Here is a 23,004-nt window from a genome sequence, read left to right as displayed (position 1 = left end):
CATTCTTTTTTTTAATAGTTAACTAGATTAGGAATTTGGAATGTTAGTGACTTTTATAGTTGTTCCATCACCCAATCCTGATTCAATTTTAAACTTCGCTTCAATTTCTTCAGCACGCTTTTTCATATTCTTCAAACCATTTCCGTATTCAACAGCATTTAAATCAAACCCTTTGCCATCATCCTGAATAGAAATTTGAAAGCTTTTATCACCATCACTCTCAAGTAATACATGTATTGCATTAGCTGATGCATATTTTAATGCATTATTTAAAGCTTCTTGAATAATTCGATACACATTCATACCCTTAACCGAAGATAATTTTAATGTTTGCTGTAATTTTGGATTAGCACTAAAATTAATTTTAACCGCTTCTGAAGCCACACTTGCTTTATCAATAAAATTTGAAATACGGGAACGTAAGTCCTCAAACGAAATTTCATTTTTATTCATGGCCCATATGGTATCCCGCAGCTCATAAATGGTAGCTATAGTAAACTCGCTAATGGCATTTAATTTTTTACCTAGCTTATCCGGAAGGTTGAACCCGTATTTTAAATTATCTAATGAAGAAATAATAAAGGTTAATTGAGCTCCAATGTTATCGTGCAAATCCCTAGAAATTTCCAAACGTTGCTCCTGAAGTTTATTTTGGGCTTCTATTTTTATCAAAGCCTCTTTTAGCTCACCCTCTTTTTTTAGCTGTAAATTCCTAAGTCTTTGCTGATTGTACACCAAATATCCTAAAAGAGCCAAAACAAGAGCCAAAACACAGAGTCCTATAATTTGAGTGTTTTTTTGGTTAATATCGAGCTCTTTTTCTGCCAAATCTGCGCGTTGAGACAGAATTTCTTTTTCTTTATTTTCAGTTTGAAACTGTATTTCCAGTTCTGAAATTTTATTATTGGTTTCAATATTTAAGACGCTATCTTTTAACTGATTAAATATTAAATTATATTTTAAGGCTGCTTTGTAATCACCAAGAGAATCATTGCTTTTATACAAATATTCTGCAGCATACTTTTTTAAAGGAAAATAATGGTTTTCTAAAGCCATACCGTAACCCTTTTTATAATAAACTACCGCATTTTTATAGTCTTTTTTTGAAAAGTATAAATCCCCATAATATAGGTAAGCATCTGTAACACCGTAAGTATCATGGCGTTTTTTTCTAATTACTAATGAGCTATCCAGATATTTTAAGGCCTTACCAAACTTTTTTTGGTTTAAATAAACATTTGCCAAATGTGCATATCCAAATGGGATACCTACGCTATCGTTTAATTGCTTTTTTAATTTTAGTGACTTTTCATGATAATACAAGGCACTATCCCAGTCTTTCTTCATACCTAGCAAAACACCGTAATTATCGTAAACAGGATCAATAATAGTTTTGCCCTGATGCTTTTCAAGCTCATGCATTCCCTTACGGTAATACATTATAGCCTTTTCAAAATCACGATATTTTAATTGCCAACCCAATCTGGTATACATATCACCTGATTTACCATAAAGATGTAACCGCTCATATATTCTTATGGCATCTAAATATAGCTTGATGCTTTCCTTGTTATTAGTTACATAAGCTTTAGAGACATAACTATCAGCCAATAGAAGCGAATCTCCAATATCCAATGACAACAGAATGGCTTGGTCTGCCAAGGCTTTATACGCTTTTACATCGCTTTCAATTTTATCGAAAGGAACTGTATTAATAATTTGTATTTGCTCTTGTTTAGATGAATGTTTAATCGCTCGGGCAAGACTGTCTAAATATTTAGTATTCTGCGATGATACCGATTGAAAACTTAAAAAAGCGAAGAAGAGCACCAACAACCTCATAAAGTTCTTTACTATTTATTTAATACTTGTTTTTGCATTTCAAAAACATCTTTAACAATCTTAAAAATATTTCTTTTTAGTATATGGTTTAAACCATCTAGTAATTTAAGTTTTTGCTTGATAGACTTTTGTTTTTGAATTTCATTTTGAAGTGTGCTTTGCAAGCCCAAACAAATTTCATACCCTCTATTACTTTCAGTAATAATAGAGATATATGTTTTAATAGCATACACGCTAACAACTAGAACCAAAATGAAAATAAAAACGGAAAAGATCATAATTTAAATAATAGACCAAAAAAAAACACCAACAGCAAATCCCTTAATTAAGGTATTTACATTATTGATGTTTCTTTATATATTGATTAATAGCATACTAAATTTACGATTAAAAGTCTTATCAAAATTAATTATTCGACAAACTGCTTTTAAAAAAGATTAAGGGTAATAACAATGCCACCACGCTCAATCAATAATCTCAACAACAAGATCATAGATTGTTAAGATTACAAACACCCACAAACAAAAACAAATATTATTGTACCTGTAATGTTAAATTAAAAGAGCCTTCAGTTATAGACTTTGTAGTATCGTCATTACTATTTTTTCCAGTAAAAAAGAAAGTTCCCTTAATATTGGAATCCGTTTCTTCAGAAATGCTAATTTCACCTGCTACTCCTGAATCTTGATAAGGAGCTGACCATGTTTGTGTATTAGCTGGATTACTAACATTAGGCTCTATGTAAGACGCAATCCTGAATACGTTTGCATCTGTAAACTCGTAAGTTCCTACACCATCATAGGCATTGATTGTAAATTGAAATGCCTGCGATTGGGTATTACCTTGAATAACCAATGTGGATTGCCCTCCAGCAGTCACTTTGTTGGCAATTGATGTCATTTCTAGCGAGGTAAACGAATTGCCATCAATTTTAGCAGTTATGGTTCCAGAACCAGCAGTTGCATCTGCAGGATTTCCTCCGTCATCATCGCTTGAACATGATGAAAAAGAAAAGGTTACAAAAACCAAAGCTAATAACATAATTTGTTTAAAAGTTCTCATTGTTGAAAAAATTTGCTGTTAATAATACCTCAAATCTGCAACAATTTGTAAATGAAGTCAATACGATAAATTACGTATTTTTTAAAATGAAATATGGGGGTGTAAATTTTGAACAGTCAATTTTTTAGCTTCTAACTGTTTTAAAAAGTCTTGGTGTGCTTCAGAATTAGGGTTAAAAGGTTTATGGTTTAATCCTGATTGAATTACCCCTATTTCTTTCATAAGGACCGTTGCCTCTTTAGATACCCAAGCAGCACTAAATTTATTCCAAATATAATCTATTGCAAGACTACTGGGGTGAAGCATATCATTCTCATAAAAACGATAGTCTCGAAGCTCATCCATCATGATTTCATACGACGGAAAATAATGAAGCTTATGTCTTGGGCTAACAACTTGATGTACTGCCGTTATTAGATGTGCCTTGCTTTGCATGTTTTCAACGAATCCGTCCTTTAAATGTCTTACGGGTGATACGGTAAAAATAATATCGGCTTTAGTATTTATACTCCTAATTAAACTAACAATAATATCAAGCGATTCAGAAACAACATCAACAGCTAAAAGCTCTTTAAGAAATTCCTTTTGCATTCTTTTATGGCAGTTGGCCACTATTGCATCGCTTTCAATATGTCTATAAGCCCAAGTCGTGCCTAATGTGATAATTATATGAGAAGCTTCCTTAAGCTGCTTGTTGGTTAACTCAATCTGATTATTCAATCCTTTTAGAAGTACATCTTTAGAACTCGCACTTAATTTGGAGTGCACATCAAAACAATGCCATTGTTCATTATGAAAGAAAATATCGTTTTCAGAATACACTTTCCCATTAACAGCATTTAAAATAAGATTCTCAATAGCTAGAGGGTGAAATAAAATTCCGAAGGGGTTACGAAAAGCCTGATATTTATAATAATCTAACTTTTCGCCTATGTTTTCAACAAAACAAGAACCCAATAAGACAACTTTTGATTTATAGTCAATAGGGTTGTACTCTTCTACTTGTAAAGATATTTTTGTCTGAAGATCCATAGTACTCACCTACTTTTATAAATGGCACAGATTTACTGAATATAACCTTTTACATGCTGTAAAGCGTCCTCGATTCCATTTAGATTTTTACCTCCTGCGGTAGCAAAGAATGGTTGGCCTCCACCTCCTCCTTGGATAAACTTACCTAACTCTCTCACAATTTGACCAGCATTCAAACCTCTTTCAGTCACCAATGCTTTAGAAATGTAACAAGATAATATCGCTTTACCTTCATTCTCCGCACCAAACAACAAAAATAGATTATCAAATTGACCACCTAATTCAAAACAAACATCTTTAATTCCAGCAGCATCTAAATCTAATTTCTTAGCTAGAAACTGTATACCATTAATTTCTGTCAATTCATTTTTAAGCTCTCCTTTTATATTTTTGGCTTTATCCTTTAAAAGGTTTTCTATTTGTTTTTTTAAATCCGTATTTTCTTCTTGCAGAGATTTTAATGCTTTTACCGGTTCTTTGGCATTATTAAGCAAACCTTTCATTTCAAGAAATGCATCGTTGTTTTCGGTAAAATAACTTTCAACAGCCTTATTGGTAATGGCTTCAACCCTTCTAATCCCAGCAGCAATAGCACTTTCTGAAACAATTTTAAAGTGCCATATGTCAGCTGTATTCTGTACATGAGTTCCACCACAAAGTTCAATGGATTGACCAAATCGCACCGTACGAACCGTATCGCCATACTTTTCTCCAAATAATGCCATAGCACCTTCTTCAACAGCCTGTTCCATAGGTACATTTCTACCTTCTTCAAGCGGTAGTTTTCCAGCTATTCTGGCATTTACAAAATCTTCAACATCTCGCAGTTCCTCTTCAGTTAATTTAGAAAAATGTGAGAAATCAAATCGTAGATGTCTCGGCCCCACTAACGACCCTTTTTGTTCAACATGTGTTCCTAAAACGGAGCGCAAGGCCTGATGCAACAAATGCGTTGCCGTATGATTGCAAGCCGTTAATTGTCTAAGCTCTTCACTAACCACTGCCTTAAACGACTCGTTTAAATGATTTGGTAAACTTTTGGTAAGATGAATAATGACATTATTCTCTTTTTTTGTGTCTAAAACATAAATAATATCACCGTGAACATCTTCTAAAAACCCTTTATCACCTACTTGCCCACCACCTTCTGGATAAAAAGGTGTTATATTAAATACCAATTGGTATAATTCACCATCCTTTTTTGAAACCACTTTTCTATAGCGTGTAATTTTAACTTGTGCCTCCAAACTATCATAGCCCACAAACTCTTCTTCGGCATCTTCATTTAAAATGGTCCAATCATCTGTTGACATTTCACTAGCTGCCCGAGATCTGTTTTTTTGTTTTTGAAGTTCTTCCTCAAAAGCCTTTTCGTCAAGGCTTAACCCTTTTTCAGCTAAAATCAAGGCTGTTAAGTCTACTGGAAAACCATAGGTATCATATAATTCAAAAACTTTTTCTCCTGAAATCACATCAGAATTACGTTCTTCAACAATTCTATTTAATAACACCAATCCTTGATCTAGTGTCCTTAAAAAAGAAGTTTCCTCTTCCTTAATAACATTTTCAATAAGAATTTTTTGACTGTTTAATTCAGGAAAGGCGTCACCCATTTTACTACTTAAAACATCAACAAGCCTATAAATAAAAGGTTCTTTTTTATCTAAAAACGTAAAACCGTATCGTACTGCCCGACGTAAAATTCTACGAATTACATAGCCTGCACCTGTATTACTTGGCAATTGACCATCTGCTATAGAAAATGCAACTGCACGTACGTGATCAGAAATAACACGAATGGCTACATCTACTTTTTCATCTTTACCGTAAAACTTATCTTTGTCTGTAATTGTCTCTATTTCACGAATAATTGGTGTAAAAACATCGGTATCGTAGTTAGACTGAACTCCCTGTAATACCATACACAAACGTTCAAATCCCATTCCTGTATCAATATGTTTATTTGGTAAGTTTTCTAGATATCCATTGGCCTTTCGGTTGTACTGCATAAATACCAAATTCCATATTTCAACCACTTGTGGATGGTCCATATTCACCAATTCTTTTCCAGGAATTTTTGCTTTCTCTTCTTCTGAACGAATATCAACATGAATCTCACTACAAGGCCCACAAGGTCCTTGATCTCCCATTTCCCAAAAATTATCTTTTTTATTGCCCATTAAAATACGGTCTTCAGGCACAAATTCCTTCCATAACTCGTAAGCCTCATTATCCATGGGTAACTTATCATTATCATCACTGCCTTCAAAAACAGTTACATATAATATATTTTCATCAATACCATAAACTTTGGTCAGTAATTCCCAAGCCCAAGCAATAGCTTCTTTTTTAAAATAATCGCCAAAACTCCAATTCCCCAACATTTCAAACAAAGTGTGGTGATACGTATCATAACCCACCTCCTCTAAATCATTATGCTTCCCTGATACCCGTAGGCATTTTTGGGAATCGGCTATCCGATTGTTTTTAGGTTGAGAGTTTCCCAAAAAGTACTCCTTAAATGGCGCCATACCCGAATTTACAAACATAAGCGTAGGATCGTCCTTCAATACCATTGGTGCAGAAGGTACTATGCTATGCTTTTTTTCTTTAAAAAAGTTTAAAAATTCGGAGCGTATATCTTGAGATTTCATGTATATGTATTAATCACTTTATGTTAAATCCACTTTAATTACAAAACTATTTCTATCTTTACTCTCCACTTTGTTTTTTTTAAGTTTGTATGACATTAAAACATTTCATCATTAAACTTACTGACAATATAAATGTGGTAACGACAGTTTAATTTTATCCATTAAGTATTAAAGGAAAATTATAACTGCAAAAATAGTATAATTTAAGAAATGAGTAAGGTAAAATATTATTACGATTCTGAAACGTTATCCTACCGAAAAATTGAACGTAAAAAGAGACGTACTTTTACATACATATCAATATTTATTTTAGCATCAGCTCTTTTTGGCTTTCTATTTGTTTTTATTGCCAGTCAGTATATTGAATCACCTAGAGAAAAAGCTTTAAAAAGAGAATTAGCAAATATGCAATTGCAATTTGAATTGCTAAACAAGAAAATGAATGAAGCTGAAACGGTTCTTGAGAATATAGCCCAACGTGATAATACGCTTTATCGCATGTATTTTGAAACTAACCCTATTCCTGACGAACAACGGAAAGCTGGTTTTGGTGGTGTCAACCGTTATAAAAGTTTGGAAGGGTTTGACAACTCTAAATTAATAATAGAGAGTCATAAAAAATTAGATATCCTTCAAAAGCAAATTGTAGTACAATCAAAATCTCTGGACGAAATCGCTAAATTGGCTGAAGAAAAAGAAAAGTTGTTAGCAGCAATTCCAGCAATTCAACCTGTTAGAAATGAAGATTTAACGCGTATGGCTTCTGGTTATGGCTATCGGTCTGATCCGTTTACCAAAGTGCGAAAAATGCATTGGGGAATGGATTTTACCGCGCCAAGAGGCACACCAATTTATGCCACAGGTGATGGTATTGTTACACGAGCCGATAGTAACTCATCGGGTTACGGAAGACATATTAGAATTGATCACGGCTATGGCTATGTGAGTTTATACGCCCACCTTTACAAATATAACGTTAGAAAAAACCAGCGTGTAAAACGTGGTGACTTAATCGGTTTTGTTGGAAACTCTGGCCGCTCTGAAGCCCCTCATTTACATTACGAAATTTTTAAGGATGGTAACCGTATTAATCCTATTAACTTCTATTACGGTAACTTATCGGCTGAAGAATTTAATGATCTACTTGAAAAGGCATCAATAGAAAACCAATCTTTAGACTAATGCATATTGAATTACCAGAAAAACGATATTATGGCATTGGCGAAGTCGCTAAAGCATTTCATGTTAACACCTCACTAATTCGGTTTTGGGAAAAGGAATTTGATGTTTTAAAACCCAAGAAAAATGCAAAGGGTAATCGTAAATTCACGCCCGATGATATTAAAAACTTAAAACTCATTTATCATCTTGTAAAGGAACGTGGTTTTACACTTGAAGGGGCAAAAATTCATTTAAAAGAGGAAAAGCAGAAGACCTTAAATAATTTTGAAATTATTACTAAACTAGAAGACGTAAAGGCGCAGCTCATTAAAATTAAAGAACAGTTGTAACAAAATTCTATTTTGTTCAACATATCTATAACGCAATAGTTAAACACACTAACACATTTAAAATTAAAAATTATGAAAAAATGGTTAATTCCTGTTATTGTAATTGCAGTAATAGTTTTCGGATTATACTCATGGGCCGTTGGTTTTAATAACACTGCCGTAGAATATGAAGCAGATGCCAAAACAGCCTGGGCTGATGTTGAAAGCTCATATCAACGCAGAAATGACTTAATTGGAAATTTAGTTAAAACCGTACAAGGTGCTGCAGATTTTGAGCGAACTACTTTAAGAGAAGTTATTGAAGCTCGTGCAAAAGCCACTTCAACAACCATTGATGCTGGAAATTTAACTGCAGAAAACATGGCTCAATTTCAACAAGCACAAAGCGGATTAAGCGGAGCACTTTCTAAGCTATTGGTTTCGGTTGAACGTTATCCTGAATTAAAGGCCAATCAGAACTTTTTAGAGCTTCAAGCCCAATTGGAAGGCACAGAAAACCGCATTAACGTAGCTAGGGATCGTTACAACGAAAAAGTTAATATTTACGATAAACATACTACTAAATTCCCGGGCAAACTATTAGCAGGAATGTTTGGTTTTGAAGAAATGCCAAGATACAAATCAGATCCAGGAAGTGAGAATGCCCCTGATATAGATTTTGACTTTGATTAATTACTATGTCTAAAATTGAAGATTTTCTGACAGCTGAAGCCGAACAAGAAATAGTTAACGCTATTCGTGAGGCAGAAAAAAACACCTCTGGTGAAATACGCGTACATATTGAAGACTCCACAAAGCTAGATGTTTTTGAACGTGCAAAAGCCGTGTTCCATATGTTAAAAATGGATAACACCAAAGAACAAAATGGGGTACTTATTTATGTAGCTGTTTCAGATAGAACATTTGTTATTTATGGTGACGAGGGTATTAACAACGTTGTAGAAAGTGATTTCTGGGACACAACTCGCGATGCCATACTAGCAGAATTTAAAAAAGGTGATTTCAAACAAGGATTAATTAATGGTATCCTAAAAGCCGGAAAAGCTTTAGAAGTCCATTTCCCATGGCAGCATGGAGACATAAACGAATTACCAAACAACATTTCAAAAGGGTAATGCAGTATTTAAAAAAAACAGCACTAAACATTATAGTCTTGACTTGCATATTTACAATGCAAAGTCTATATGCTCAATATGAAATTCCTCCAATTCCTGAAAAACAAACTAGCGTTTACGACTATATCAATTTATTGTCTCCAAATGATAGAATAAATTTAGAAGAAAAACTGGTTAGATATTCAGATACAACTTCTACTCAAATTGTTGTTGCCATAATAGCGTCTACGAATGGTGAAAACATTAATTATTTAGGCGCACAATGGGGAGAAAAATGGGGTATTGGACAAGCCGAAGAAGATAACGGTGTTTTAATTCTGTTAGCCAAAAACGATCGTAAAATAGCCATAAATACAGGGGATGGCATGGAACATTTATTGACAGATGCTATGTCTAAACGTATTATAACCAATGACATTATTCCCTATTTCAAACAAAATGATTATGCTGGCGGTTTAAACCGAGGCGCAGATGCCATTTTTGAAGTTATGACCGGTGAATACAAAGGCACCAGGCAAAGTAATTCCAATGGGTTCCCAATAGGCTTTTTCTTCTTTTTGTTTATTATTTTTATTATCATCTTGATTGCTATTTCCAAAAACCGAAGAGGCGGTGGCAGTGGTGGTTCTGGTAGAAACAGAAAACAAGGCATGAGTATTTTAGATGCCATAATATTAAGCAACATGGGACGTGGCAGCTATGGTGGCAGTTCGGGAGGCGGTCTATTTGGAGGCAGCTCTGGTGGTGGTGCTTTTGGTGGCGGCTTTGGAGGTGGCTTCGGCGGAGGCGGCTTTGGAGGCGGAGGGGCTTCAGGTGGTTGGTAATTAATGAAACCAAAAAGGTCCTTTATCATCTACTTCACCTTTTTTCCCTAAACTGTTAAATTTCCAACTAAAGCTTAACATAAAATACTGTTCCAAAACGGTACTTTGCGAATCTTGGATATAATTTTGTGTTGCCGTTCGCCTAGCATTGGTATTTTGATTTAACAAATCGTAAACCTTGAGGGTAACCGTACCTTGGTCTTTTAATACCGAATAGGCCAATGTACTGTTCCAAAACCAGGCGCTTTTTTGAAAACCAGCACTTATATTCGGGTTGTAACTAAAGTTAATATCGTTTCGCCATTCAAATTTCTTGGGTAAAAATAATGCTGTACCTATATTCAAATCGTGGAATGAAAAGGTTTGGTCTTCAAAAGTATCAATATCGTATTTGTTTCTTGTAAATGTATAACGGTAACGTGGCCTAATTTCCACAATATCTTTCCAAGTAAAAGTCACACTTCCTCCAGGAGATATAGAACGCACATTGCTGGCATATTGCACATCGTTATTAAAGTTTATACTTCTATTTATATTTCCGTAAGCTCCAACACTAAAACGAACCTTTCGCAAACTATCCATTTTAACTTCCTTACTGTAATCTAAATTTCCGTTAATTCTATAGTTCCCATCCACATTGGCAAATGTTGTCTCTCTAACAAAATTTTCATCTACAGTTGATTTTGAAACCACCTGATCTTGAATAAATGTGGCACTAAAATAACTGTAAAAACCAGTTCCTTTTTGCCAATCGTATGCATTATAACCAAAGCTAATTCTATGATTATTTGATGGTGACAAATCTGGATTACCAGTAATGGTGTTTAAGGGATCTGAAACATTTTGAAAAGGCTGCAATTGGGTTAATTGAGGTGGATCGTTATTTAAACGATACCCTACCCATAGAGAGTTTTTAGGGTTGAACCTGTATCTTACATTGGAATAGACTTCCAAGGCATTAAAACGTCTTTTTATTGACAATTCAGGTCTTAACAAATCTTCATTCTCCAATGTTCTAAAAATATAACTTGCCCCTAATCTAGCTGACCATTTTTCTTTTCTGTAGCTCAAACTTACACCAGGAATAATACGTTCGTTAACATAAACGAAATTGGTACTCTGTTCAAAATTAAAAGTATCATACTCTCCTGTTGTAGCGTCTTTGTCATACGTACTTTTTACATCTGTACTTTTATCTCTTAAATAATCATAATCAAAATTCACAAAAAACTCTTTGGCAATAATCGGCATTCTATAGCGTACTCTAGAGCTAAAGTTATTGACCTCGGCTTCACCATCTGTGTATTGGTCTCTTATGGTTTGATCTATTAAAACAAAATCTGGATTTGTTGGATCGTTAACATCTTCACCATAAACATTGGTTAGCGATGTTAAATAATCATCAGAATGCCTTTTAGTAACATCTGTTGTAAAACTCGCTCTAACAAACGCACCTTTACTTCCAAAGCGTTTGGTTGCGTTAATGTTGTTTCTAAAATTATTGGCATGACCTTCAACCAAAGAAGAAGATTCCGATTCGTTAGTCAATACCAAATCATCATTAAAAGATTCTTCTTCAGATCTAAACGTTGTTCTATTTTCAGAATACCTGAAAGAAGGATCTACATTAATCAATAATGTAGAGTCTATTTTAACGTCAAAACCAATATTGGCACTATGTGAGTCGTTTTCACTTAAAGAGCTTGTTTCCGAATTTGTATAATATCTAGAATCTGGTAAAATATTCTCGCGTTGTGTAGCTGTGTTATTTTCTGAACTACTCCCTGAATGAAAATAATCTGCAGAAATATCGGTTGTTTCACTGATTACATCGGCATAATTTGCTCCTACATTTCGAGATTTGGTAATACCTTGTCCGCCACCAAATGAACGTCCATCAATTGTAAAAGAACCATTACTTGACATGGACATACTGTTTCCTCCTCCAAACATTTTTCTAATTTCCCCAAAACTAAACCCAGGTGAATTAATATTATTACCTCCTGCCAATACACTTATTCGCCTATCGTTATTAAAATAATTGAGCATACCGGCAAACTCATAACGTTCATCTGTTCCTGCTCCTGCAGCCACTCTACCAAAAACGCCTTTATTGTTTTCTTCCTTGATAGTTAAGTTAATGGTTTTATTTTCTCCATCTACCACTTCTCCTGTAAATGCTTCAGATTTGGTTTTAGTATCCACAACCTGAATTTTCTCGATGATTTCTTTTGTTAAATTTCGTGTGGTAATTGATGGATCGTCTCCAAAAAACGGCTTACCATTCACCAAAATTTTATTAACCTCCTTGCCATTAACTTTAATGGTTCCATCGTCCTCTACCTCAACACCCGGAAGTTGTTTTAATAGATCTTCAACTGATGCATCCTTCTTGGTTTTAAACGATTTTACATTGAATTCTAGAGTGTCCTTTTTAATGGTTATTGGGGCAGCAGATTTTATTACAACTTCATCAAGGGCATTGGAAACCTCCATTTCAATATTACCCAAATTAATGGACTCTTTATTTAAAGCTACTTTTTTAAAATAGGTTTGATAGCCTACATAAGAAATAAAAAGATTTACTTCAACATCTGCTGTTTTATCTTCTAATTGAAATTTTCCTTCTTTATCGGTTATGGTATACGAAATAACACTGCTATCCTTCACACGTTCAATATGAACTGTAGCGGACTCAAGCGGCAACTTTTCATCTGCAGATGAAATGCTTCCAAAAATTTTAAAATCTCCGGATTGGGAAAATGATGTTATAACACAAAAAAAGGTAAGAATCAGAAATGAATATTTCATGAATTTGATTGATGATGGTTGGGTTATTACTTTTCAGAAAACGAAAGTAATACGATAATCGTATGAATTTTCTTAAAAAAAAGATAAAGTTATGTTATTTTTTTCTCATGTATACGCTTACTGGAACACCGTGAAAATCAAAATGTTCGCGTAGTTTATTTTCTAGAAATCGCTTATAGGGATCGCGTACATATTGTGGTAAGTTACAAAAGAATGCAAACTGCGGTTGTGGTGTTGGCAATTGCATGATGTACTTTATTTTCACAAACTTACCTTTATAAGCTGGCGGCGGATAGCTTTCTATAATTGGCAGTAATACTTCGTTAAGCTTACTGGTTTTTATTTTTTTAGATCGGTTTTTATAAACCTCAACAGCTGTTTCAATAGCTTTAAAAATACGTTGCTTGTTCAATACGGAAATAAAGACAATAGGAACATCAATAAAAGGTTCAATTTGAGATTTAATGTACTTTTCAAATTCTTTTATGGTTTTATTGTCCTTTTCAACCAAATCCCACTTGTTGACCAATATTACGATACCTTTTCGATTGCGTTCGGCCAACCAGAATATGTTTTGCACTTGCCCATCAAAGCCTCTAGTTGCATCTAATACCAATAAACAAACATCACAATGCTCTATAGCACGAACACTTCGCATAACGGAATAGAATTCTAAATCCTCTTTTACTTTAGATTTTTTTCTAATCCCTGCCGTATCTACTAAATTAAATTCGAAACCAAAACGGTTGTATTTGGTATCAATAGCATCTCGGGTTGTTCCAGCAATATCAGTTACTATATAACGGTCTTCACCAATTAAGGCATTTATAAATGATGATTTTCCAGCATTTGGCCTTCCAACAACTGCAAAACGCGGTAGGTCTTCTTCTTCAACTTCTTCTTTTTCGGGCAAGGCTTCTACCAAAGCATCCAATAGGTCTCCTGTTCCACTACCATTAATACTCGCAATAGTATAATAATCTCCTAAACCTAAAGAATAAAATTCAACAGCATCTTCAGCACGCTTGGCATTATCAACCTTATTTACTGCCAAAAAAACAGGTTTCGTTATTTTTCGCAATAACCTGGCCACATCTTCATCCATTCCTGTCACACCTGTTTCTACATCTACCATAAAAATTATAGCATCGGCTTCATCAATAGCTATTTCAACTTGTTTATCGATTTCAGCTTCAAAAACATCATCGCTTCCAATTACATAGCCTCCAGTATCAATTAAAGAAAACTCCCTACCATTCCAATCACTCTTACCGTAATGGCGATCTCTGGTTACGCCACTCACGGCATCAACTATGGCTTCACGACGTTGAATTAAACGGTTGAAGAACGTTGATTTCCCAACATTAGGTCTTCCTACTATGGCTACAATATTGCTCATTACTTATAAAATTTGGTGCAAATATAATGATAAGCTTATGATTTCGTTATATTTTAGTGCGAACAAAAACCATAAAGTATTCAAAGTCAATTACACATTCCATCTAAATGTCCATTAACAAACAAGATATTGTATTACGCCCGCGATTTAAAAAGCTGCTAAATAAAAAAAACACATATTATTTAGAACAGTTTAAGATTGCGAAAACTAATCAGGAAAAATTTATTGTTTCAATAATTGATGATCATGTATTTCTTAAACTACCTAAAGACCAGCAACAGTTTTGGTCTCCACAATTACATTTGGAAATAAATGAAGATGGTGAAAAAACCGCCGTTTTACATGGCGTATTTGGTCCCAACCCAACAGTTTGGACTATGTTTATGTTTTTTCACTTTATTGTTGCTGGATTATTTATTGCTTTTGCCATTTGGGCTTACTCCAATTGGGCTTTAGGCAATTCTTACACCATTCAGCTTGGTGTTTTGTTTTTATTGGTAATTTTATGGTTTGTACTGTATTTTGCTGGACGAATAGGCAAGGATTCCAGTAAAGAAGAAATGCATGAATTATATAATTTTATGACCGAAATTATAGAAAAAAATCCAACTAATTAAAGTTGGACTTTTCACTTCTACTTAACTGAATATAAAACTTAACAAACTAATTCCTGTTTTCATATATGGTAACCGTCCCACTATCTTCATTTGAAACAATCAGTAAGTCTTTACCGTTTGGGCTATCTTTTGAAGGCACTGCCAACAAACCTTCTGGGGCTTCATCTCCTGGGTTTGACAAAATATTTAAGAATTGTGGAGCCGTAGGGTTTGATATATCATACACCAATACTTGATCTGTTCGTTCCAATCCTACAAACAATACATACTTATTACCTTTAATCTTTAAAACCTCTACTGCTTCCGGCTCAGCGCCTTTGTCATCACTTCTTCCATCATCATCATTAAATCTGTCTGGAGTTAGATTTAACGTCTGTTGCGATATATCATTCCCGCTATCATAAATCATTTGACCATTACCATTCCAAACTGTAAACGATCTACCTCCATAACTGTAAAGCTTATCATAGTCACCATCATTATCTGTATCACCTAACGTAGTTGTAATTTTTAAACGCCCCAAATTTTCATCTTCCTTTAAAAATTCAGCATCAGGAAATGCAATTGGGTCTAAAACAATGCTCTCGTCCTTAATTCGTTCTTCCTCACTAAACCCATCATAATCTCTTGAATCTCCCTCATTGGCTGTAATTAAATAATCTGTTCCATTTATTTTAAGATATTCAATAGCATCTGGCATGTAAACACCGTATACAGGCCAATTTGCCAATGCTTTTGCATCGTCTCTGTCGCTTACATCAATCTCGTTGCCTGGCATATCATAGTCTTTATAACCTAACGGGTAAATAGCTTCAATGGTTTTAGTTATTAAATTGACTTTAGCTACACCATTATTTTCCTGTAAGGTTACCCATGCATAATTGGAATTATCAGAAATTGCTACATACTCTGGCTCAATATCCATAGCAAAACTAGCATTAGGGCCAAACACTCTAAAACCGTTGCTTTCAAGATATTCCTGTTGCCCAGCAAAAGCATCAAACTCAAGAGTTGTGACACTTCCTGAAACAACTTCAATAACACTAATTGAACCGTTAGGGTCTACTGTGTAGTCATCATTTGGCTCTCCTTCGTTGGCAGACACGATAAATTGCCCGTTTGGAGAAAATGTAACCATATCTGGCAACGCACCAACCGAATAAGATGCTATTAATGTGCTAGTGTCTGTATCAAATAACATAATAGAACCTGGGTTTTGTTTAACACTAGCTTCTACAGCTACTGCTAATTTACCATTGTGCACCGCAACACTGTTAGGAGCACCTGATGCTATTGAAATAGCTGTCTCCTCAATAACATTATCTAAATTTGATAAATTGAAAACTGAAATTTGGCTTGATTCTACATTAACTACAAACAGTTTTTTGTTTTTCGCATCAAATGCTGAAATTTCTGATGCACCTTCACCCCCAACATAAATACTTGTTTTGTATTGAAAGTTTACATCAGAAGACCTGAATTGATTATCTTGATTGGCTTCAACCTCATGATCCTCAATTTTGGAACATGAGACAATAGTAATTAAAAAAGATAGGATTGATAGATTAATTAATTTTTTCATTGGATGGTTTTTAAATTCATCCAAATGTAGTCGCTGTATGTAAAGTTTATGTTATAAGAAAATCAAGTAATAATTAGGTATTGTTACTGATTGTAACCAAAACGTTTCAGCTGTTGCTGATTACTACGCCAATTTTTGTTAACTTTTACATATAATTCCAAATGTACCTGCTTACCAAAAAACTTTTCTAAATCTTTTCTAGCTTCCATACCTACACGTTTTAACGCTGAACCTTTATGACCAATAATAATGCCTTTTTGGGTTTCTCGTTCTACCATAATAACCGATCGCATTCTGATGATATTTTCTTCTTCAAAAAACTCTTCGGTATCAATTTCTACAGCGTAAGGTATTTCCTTTTTATAATGTAGCAAGATTTTCTCCCTTATGGTTTCGTTTACAAAAAACCGTTCCGGTTTGTCCGTCAATTGATCTTTAGGGTAAAACGGTGGCGATTCAGGTAGGAGTTCTATTATGCGATTAAACACTTCTTGAACCTGAAACCCTTCTAAAGCTGAAATTGGAAATATTTCGGCATTTGGTACCTTTTCTGACCATAAAGTAACATATGCCTCTAATTGCTCTTGGTTTGACTTGTCTATTTTATTTAAGAGCAATAGAACAGGTATGTTTGAGTGGGTTATTTTGTTAAAAAAAGCTTCGTCTTTTAATTCTTTCTCACCAATTTCAACCATATAAATCAATACATCAGCATCATCAAAAGCCGATTTTACAAAATCCATCATAGATTCCTGCAACTCGTAAGCTGGTTTTATTATACCTGGAGTATCAGACAAAATCATTTGAAAATCTTCTCCGTTTACAATACCCAGAATTCTATGGCGAGTGGTTTGCGCTTTTGATGTAATGATAGATAATTTCTCTCCAACAAAAGCATTCATTAACGTAGACTTACCAACATTGGGGTTTCCTATAATATTTACAAAACCTGCTTTATGCATTGAATACTATTTTTCACAAAGATAAGTTTAATAATACTAAACAAGCAATCTATGCAATAGATAAGATCTAAGGAGTTTAATATCTTTTTTAATAGTAAACTTTTTTGACGGTTTTTTTTAATAATTTAGTCCGATAATGCTGAATCAATAAAACGTATTCATTTGACACAGAAAATTCGTCTATTAATTTTATGTCCTGTATTAATTTTGACTTCAATTTATATTTTTGGTCAAAACCAATCTACAGAAATTGATAGTACTCAAATAGAGGCTTCCATGCCTTTTAGAAAAGGAAGATGGTTAACAGGATTAAGTGGTTCAATAGGATCAGGTTCTACAGTAAATAAAGCCACCGATATTAAAAGCATTAGCAATAACTATAATATTACAATTAGTTCTGGGAAATTTTTAATTGACAGATTAAATATAGGTTTAAATGCTTCTTTAGAACGCAATAATATTGAAGAAGAAGGTGTTGAAGAAATTACTTCTGAACTGTTTTTTTTAGGTCCTAAAGCCACATATTACCTTTCAAAAAACAAGATTGGTTCTGTGTTCTTTAGTCTCTCGCCCGGCTACACACGTTATAGGGATAAATTGGGTAATTTAATAAACGATGAATACATAGAAAGTGAAAGTACCGGAAGTGGATTTGGTTTACTCGCTACTTTTGGATTTTCATATGTCATTTTAGATCGTGTTACTTTCGATCTAGGCTTAAACTTTAACAATTATTGGCTAGATGTACAGCAAAAAAAGACTAATTCAGAAATTACCGATAATGTCACATTTGATTTAAGTAATATCTCATTCTCATTTGGATTTAAAATATTGATAGACAGTAATCCGCTATGATAAAGAAATTAGGATGCATATTAGTTTTACTGCTTTGTTTTAGCCTTAAAGGATTTGGACAAAATAAGGATGATGTTATTAAGTCTGATACTTTAATTAAGGCTAAAAAGTTTCAATTTGTAGCTATTCCCATTATATTTTATACCCCTGAGACTAATTTTGGATTTGGTGGAGGTGGCCAATTGTTTCTTTTAAAACAAAAGAACATTTATAATGATCGTGTCTCCAATATTTTTTTCGATGTTGTTTTAACATCCAACAAACAAATAATAGTTGATGTAATCCCACAAATATATTTTGGAAAAGGTGATTACTTTTTAGACATGAATTTTAAGTGGAAAATTTTTCCCAATTCATTTTGGGGTATTGGCAACAATACTCCTAATAGCAATTTAGAATCTTATGATATGACTTCAACGATTCTAAAAGTCAGTTTTTTAAAACGTTTACCACCTGCTTTAAATTTTGGGTTTGAATACATATACGAAAACTACGATGTCACCGAAGTTGAACCCGAAGGCCTCTTGAGTTCAGGCGATATAACTGGAAGTGATGGTGCTGTTATTAGTGGGTTTGGGGTGATTTTCAATTTAGATTCTAGAGACAATATAGGATCAGCCCTTTCAGGTCATCTCGTAAAAATTAACGCACAGTTTTCCAGTGAATTGTTTGGAGCCACGCAAACTTACAATAAGTTTATTGCAGACTTGAGAACTTACCGGTCTGTTGGAGAAAAGAGCATTGTAGCACTTCAGGTTTACTATGAAGGGAACTATGGCAACCCACCATTTCAAGGATTAGCTTGGTATGGTGGTGGCAATAGAGCCCGTGGGTATTATCAAGGTCGTTATATTGACAGAAGCCTTTATGTTGTTCAAGCTGAATACCGCTATCGTTTTAATCCGCGTTGGGCTTTAGCTGGATTTGGTTTATTTGGTAAAGTTGCTAACGAACAAAGAGAACTATTTAATTTTGACCGCTTAAAACCTAGTGCTGGTGGCGGAATTAGGTTTAAACTATTAAAAAATCAAGACACTTGGGTTAGATTAGATGCTGGTATTGGTATAGATGGCAGTCATGGTGTTTATTTTGGTATCAATGAGGCTTTTTAAAATTCGGGTATTTTCCATGCTCTTTTAATTTTTGGTAAGCCTGTCACCACATTTTCTTTTAATAACTTATCATTTAGAAAAGGAATAAATTTACTATAGTGAATAAAAAAAGGCTTGAATAGTATTCAAGCCTTTTGTGGAGACTAATCCAAAGTTTATTCCTTTTTTATCAATCAAAGTTTAGTGGAATAACGCATTTCAAAGATATTAATAAGACCTCCTTATCAAGGAGGTATGATTTAAACTACCTTGTTTTTGATGTAAACCGATTAAATAAAACAAAAAGCTATTAATCCTAAAAACTAATAGCTTTTTTAATTTTATAATTGGTTAAGAAAACTAATTGCTTTCTTGAGCGACCAATTGATTATTTCTATCATAAACACTGTAGCTTCCATCAGTCACTTCAACGTAGCCAACCATCATAACCCCTCCAGAGCCATTATTTGAATCTTCACTTGCAGATGTATACAATCCATTTAAATCTAGATAGGCTTCAAAAGTTCCCACTTTACCAAAGGTTAATCGCAATGGCACTGGTATTTCCTGTGCAGGATCAAAACCGTTAGTATCCCATAAATCAACCATTATGTTGTGCACACCATTTGATAATTCTCCAGTCCACAAGTTATTTGGGTTAGAAGGTTCATATAGGCTTTCTGGACAGTCTCCAGTAAAAGCATAAGCTTCAAACGTATCCAAATACACATCAAAATCCATATCGCATAAATGATCATCTAAATTATCATCATCCCACTCCAACAACATGGTAGCATCCTGATTAGTGTAATTTTGAATAGTAATATTCATTTGAAACGGTTGGTAAAAAGCGGCCGTAGTTCTTGAATCACCAATATTAATTACAGCATTTTCTGTATCCTCTATAATAAAATCTCTATTAATAGTTATAGTCGCGGATGCGGTCGTTTGATATGCGGGAATGTTGATATAACCTGTTGCTGGCAATGAAATGTCATTACCATCGGCAGTTCCACTTTCCTGAAATACGTATATACGTACCTGTTTATTGGTTGGTTTATCTAAAGTTGCTGTTAAAACAATCTCTTGATCACTCTCAACATCATTAAAAGAAAAACTACCTGTAGAGCTTGTAACTGTCAATGTAGGTTGGTTAGAATCAATATAGACATCTTCAACATCATTATTCTCACAAGACAGAACCGCCAGCGATAATAACGGCAACACTAATGCCTTGCACGTATTTTTAATATATTTTTTCATTGTCTTATTTGTATTAAAGTTTAACATATGTTGCCGTGTAGGTCACAAAGGTTGAATTTCCTGAAAAACCAATAGTGTATTCTAACGTAATATCTCCAGTTGTTGGATCTACTGTTCCCAAAACATCAGTTCCTTCCAATAGGTTGCCATAAATTCCAGCTAGATTTTGCTGTGGGATTACAATACTGCCACAAACTTCTTGAAAAATAAACCCTTCACGAACACCTCCATTTAAAACACCAACATCCCATGTTCCAGAAGTAGCTGTTAAATATTGACCCTCTTCTATCTCAACTAAAACTTCAGCAGGATGAAAATTACTTGTTCCTGAATCTGATGTTACGGTTAGAGCATACGTTCCTCCTAAATCTGAAGAGCAAGTAGCTTGTAAATAAATGGTAACCGTTCCTGTATTTCCAGAAGCAACTATATTATTGTTAGACGCTGACGAACCTCCAGTAATATTTAATACTACTGTTGCAGGGTTTGCTGGATCTAAAGCTCCAGAATGCACAACAATAGGAAGATTAGCAAACGTATTCCCTCCTTCAATGGTAACAGATCCTGAATTATCAACAAAATCAAATTCAACACCCTCTGTAGCTGTTGATGAAGAATCGAACTCAAACATGGCATTTACATCTTGATCTAAAGGAAAACCATTACCTCCCGTAATACTTAACGGAACTGTATAGGTATAATCATCGGCATTGTCATTAAGAAAATAACCTGTAACTTCAGCTGAAGGAAATGCCAAGACGTAAGGCCCTTCATTAAACACTTGTTCGTCATCATCTAGCACACAAGATGTTGCTGTTAATGATACTGCAAGCAATATTATTATATATTTAATTGTTTTCATGTTCTTATTTTTTTTTAATATTAGTGTCTATTGCATCCAAAACGTATGTCTATCAAAAGCTGCATTTGCTCCCTGACTAGGTACATTAGCAGAGTTTGAAGCCAATTCAGCTGTAGGATATAACAAATTTGAAGGGAAAACTGGAGATACTGCACCTGCAGGAATTGGAATATTTGAAGGGAACTCGGTTCTAACTCTATCCATCCATACTTCAAACCCAGAAATAAATCCTCCAGCTATCCATTTTTGAGTAATTATAGCTTCTATTTCATTTCCTAATCCATCAGCAGAATCCCAATTAATAATTGGATTAATACTATTAGACTCATAATCGTTTGCAGCACTAACAGGATTTGGTACGCCTAGTTCTTGGAATGACGCTGCTATACCTGATCTGTACAAATTACCTGGACTACCCGTAATGAGGCCTCTTTGAGCAGCTTCGGCTTGTAAAAACAACGCTTCTGACAATAGCATTAAAGGTGCATCTTGCGCACTAGAATTCAAGATTCCAGGACCAAGGTTAGATACTACATTTGAGTTGTATTGATTGTCATAAACATTCTGTGGCACACCTATATAATCACCGCTTATTGGTGTAAATAATCTAGCTACACGAGGATCATTATTATCTTTTAAAAAATTCACATAAGTATCACTTCCTCTTGTAGCCCCACCATTAGGTCCTGGAGATCCTCCACCAGCAGTAAATCCATGTACAAAATAAAATGGATTTTGTTTACCAGCTTCATCTATATATCCAGGATTTACATTTACAGACTGCTCAATAAACCCAACTCCATTATTCATGATTTCGTTGTATTCAGCTGACAAATCTTCGCCTGTATTAACTTGACGTAATAGCATTCTTAATTTAAGAGTGTTGGCAAATTTTTGCCAAGCTACCATATCACCTCCCAGAATAACATCTGTTGTTACAGCTCTAGTATTGGCATCAGCATTTGCTATCATATTAATGGCAACATTTAACTGCTCGTAAATGGCATCGTAAATTGCTTTATCATCATCATAAGCTGGCTGTGTATTTTCACCTCTTTGAAAAGCTTCGCTATAAATAACATCTCCATACATATCTACCAATGCAGCAAAATGATAAGCTTTCATTATTTTGGCTATAGCTTTATAATAATCATAACCGCCCTCTTCAAAATTTTCTATATAGTGGTAACTATACAAAGCCAGAGTATAAGTGTTGTTCCAAAGCGATTGATACGTATCATTGTTTATGATATAAGATTGTTCTGTTTGATACCATACGCGGTCTCCAGAATCTGAAATTACACCTGCATAAATTCCGCCTAATAAGTTGAATGAATTATTAGCGTTATTGGCATTGTACATCATATCTGCACTATATTTCTGTGCAGCTGGCAATGTAAGTTCTGGTGTGGATGATGGTGGATTGGTTGAACTATCATTCACATCCAAAAAATCGTCACTACATGACACCACAAAAATTAGCATCAAAAAAAGTAACATGTTGGTTTTAATATTTCTCATT

General features: G+C 34.3%; 20 protein-coding genes. 8 read left to right on the top strand and 12 right to left on the bottom strand.

Annotated features, from left to right (window positions below; translation table 11 throughout):
• Positions 1-27: 27 nt before the first annotated feature.
• The 5 genes from K7G76_RS07935 to alaS all read right to left on the bottom strand — a co-directional run bounded on the left by K7G76_RS07935 (position 28) and on the right by alaS (position 6,590).
• Positions 28-1,830: a tetratricopeptide repeat-containing sensor histidine kinase gene (locus tag K7G76_RS07935; RefSeq protein ID WP_369412201.1), complete on the bottom strand. Its 1,803-nt coding sequence runs from the start codon at positions 1,828-1,830 to the stop codon at positions 28-30.
• Between the two features lie 23 nt (positions 1,831-1,853).
• Positions 1,854-2,120: a hypothetical protein gene (locus K7G76_RS07930; RefSeq protein WP_223033675.1), complete on the bottom strand. Its 267-nt coding sequence runs from the start codon at positions 2,118-2,120 to the stop codon at positions 1,854-1,856.
• Between the two features lie 256 nt (positions 2,121-2,376).
• Entirely contained in the window at positions 2,377-2,904 is a 528-nt protein-coding gene (locus K7G76_RS07925) for a DUF6252 family protein (RefSeq protein ID WP_223033674.1), read from the bottom strand.
• 81 nt (positions 2,905-2,985) lie between these two features.
• Positions 2,986-3,936, bottom strand: coding sequence for a GSCFA domain-containing protein (locus tag K7G76_RS07920; protein WP_223033673.1), 951 nt, complete (start codon positions 3,934-3,936; stop codon positions 2,986-2,988).
• A gap of 32 nt (positions 3,937-3,968) precedes the next feature.
• Positions 3,969-6,590, bottom strand: a complete 2,622-nt coding sequence (alaS, locus tag K7G76_RS07915; protein WP_223033672.1) for an alanine--tRNA ligase — start codon at positions 6,588-6,590, stop codon at positions 3,969-3,971.
• Positions 6,591-6,800: 210 nt separating this feature from the next.
• Here alaS and K7G76_RS07910 point away from each other — a divergent pair, with 210 nt between their 5' ends.
• From K7G76_RS07910 to K7G76_RS07890, 5 genes are all read left to right on the top strand, one after another.
• The gene (locus K7G76_RS07910) at positions 6,801-7,772 is read left to right on the top strand and encodes a M23 family metallopeptidase (RefSeq protein WP_223033671.1); all 972 of its coding nucleotides are present in this window, start codon (positions 6,801-6,803) and stop codon (positions 7,770-7,772) included.
• A complete protein-coding gene (locus K7G76_RS07905; RefSeq protein WP_223033670.1) occupies positions 7,772-8,101 on the top strand; it encodes a MerR family transcriptional regulator in 330 nt (109 codons plus the stop codon). Before K7G76_RS07910 ends, K7G76_RS07905 begins: the two co-directional genes overlap by 1 nt.
• Positions 8,102-8,173: 72 nt before the next feature.
• A complete protein-coding gene (locus K7G76_RS07900; protein WP_223033669.1) occupies positions 8,174-8,773 on the top strand; it encodes a LemA family protein in 600 nt (199 codons plus the stop codon).
• A gap of 5 nt (positions 8,774-8,778) precedes the next feature.
• Positions 8,779-9,216, top strand: a complete 438-nt coding sequence (locus K7G76_RS07895; RefSeq protein ID WP_223033668.1) for a TPM domain-containing protein — start codon at positions 8,779-8,781, stop codon at positions 9,214-9,216.
• A 56-nt stretch (positions 9,217-9,272) separates the two neighbouring features.
• On the top strand, positions 9,273-10,040 hold the full coding sequence (locus tag K7G76_RS07890) for a TPM domain-containing protein (protein WP_255572955.1): 768 nt from the start codon (positions 9,273-9,275) through the stop codon (positions 10,038-10,040).
• On the opposite strand, the gene K7G76_RS07885 is transcribed toward K7G76_RS07890, so the two are convergent.
• Together K7G76_RS07885 and der are read right to left on the bottom strand one after the other, a co-directional pair.
• Entirely contained in the window at positions 10,041-12,851 is a 2,811-nt protein-coding gene (locus tag K7G76_RS07885; protein ID WP_223033666.1) for an outer membrane beta-barrel protein, read from the bottom strand. It lies immediately after the preceding gene.
• Positions 12,852-12,945: 94 nt separating this feature from the next.
• A complete protein-coding gene (gene der / locus K7G76_RS07880; RefSeq protein ID WP_223033665.1) occupies positions 12,946-14,250 on the bottom strand; it encodes a ribosome biogenesis GTPase Der in 1,305 nt (434 codons plus the stop codon).
• Between the two features lie 107 nt (positions 14,251-14,357).
• On the opposite strand from der, the gene K7G76_RS07875 reads away from it, so the two are divergent.
• Positions 14,358-14,867, top strand: a complete 510-nt coding sequence (locus K7G76_RS07875) for a GTP-binding protein (RefSeq protein WP_223033664.1) — start codon at positions 14,358-14,360, stop codon at positions 14,865-14,867.
• A 46-nt stretch (positions 14,868-14,913) separates the two neighbouring features.
• Here the strand turns inward: K7G76_RS07875 and K7G76_RS07870 are convergent, their stop codons facing one another.
• Positions 14,914-16,449: a choice-of-anchor I family protein gene (locus K7G76_RS07870; protein WP_223033663.1), complete on the bottom strand. Its 1,536-nt coding sequence runs from the start codon at positions 16,447-16,449 to the stop codon at positions 14,914-14,916.
• Positions 16,450-16,532: 83 nt separating this feature from the next.
• A complete protein-coding gene (gene era, locus K7G76_RS07865; RefSeq protein ID WP_223033662.1) occupies positions 16,533-17,411 on the bottom strand; it encodes a GTPase Era in 879 nt (292 codons plus the stop codon).
• Positions 17,412-17,573: 162 nt separating this feature from the next.
• Between era and K7G76_RS07860 the strand changes: the two genes are divergently transcribed.
• Together K7G76_RS07860 and K7G76_RS07855 are read left to right on the top strand one after the other, a co-directional pair.
• Positions 17,574-18,266: a DUF481 domain-containing protein gene (locus K7G76_RS07860; RefSeq protein ID WP_223033661.1), complete on the top strand. Its 693-nt coding sequence runs from the start codon at positions 17,574-17,576 to the stop codon at positions 18,264-18,266.
• The gene (locus tag K7G76_RS07855; RefSeq protein ID WP_255572954.1) at positions 18,263-19,378 is read left to right on the top strand and encodes a BamA/TamA family outer membrane protein; all 1,116 of its coding nucleotides are present in this window, start codon (positions 18,263-18,265) and stop codon (positions 19,376-19,378) included. The genes K7G76_RS07860 and K7G76_RS07855 overlap by 4 nt, the downstream gene beginning before the upstream one ends.
• Positions 19,379-19,717: 339 nt before the next feature.
• Here K7G76_RS07855 and K7G76_RS07850 read toward each other — a convergent pair whose 3' ends face one another.
• Genes K7G76_RS07850 through K7G76_RS07840 form a run of 3 tightly spaced genes read right to left on the bottom strand, consistent with a single transcriptional unit; the run spans position 19,718 to position 23,003 of the window.
• Entirely contained in the window at positions 19,718-20,620 is a 903-nt protein-coding gene (locus K7G76_RS07850; RefSeq protein WP_223033660.1) for a hypothetical protein, read from the bottom strand.
• A 13-nt stretch (positions 20,621-20,633) separates the two neighbouring features.
• Positions 20,634-21,482 carry a hypothetical protein gene (locus K7G76_RS07845; protein ID WP_223033659.1) on the bottom strand — a complete coding sequence of 283 codons (849 nt, stop codon included), beginning with the start codon at positions 21,480-21,482 and terminating at the stop codon, positions 20,634-20,636.
• A 27-nt stretch (positions 21,483-21,509) separates the two neighbouring features.
• Complete coding sequence (locus K7G76_RS07840; RefSeq protein ID WP_223033658.1) at positions 21,510-23,003, bottom strand: SusD/RagB family nutrient-binding outer membrane lipoprotein; 1,494 nt, start codon at positions 23,001-23,003, stop codon at positions 21,510-21,512.
• Position 23,004: the final 1 nt, after the last annotated feature.

The organism is Hanstruepera marina (genome assembly GCF_019880635.1).
Taxonomy (GTDB): domain Bacteria; phylum Bacteroidota; class Bacteroidia; order Flavobacteriales; family Flavobacteriaceae; genus Hanstruepera; species Hanstruepera marina.
The sequence above is the reverse complement of the archived record's forward strand: the minus strand, read 5'-3'. Positions and strand labels throughout refer to the sequence as shown.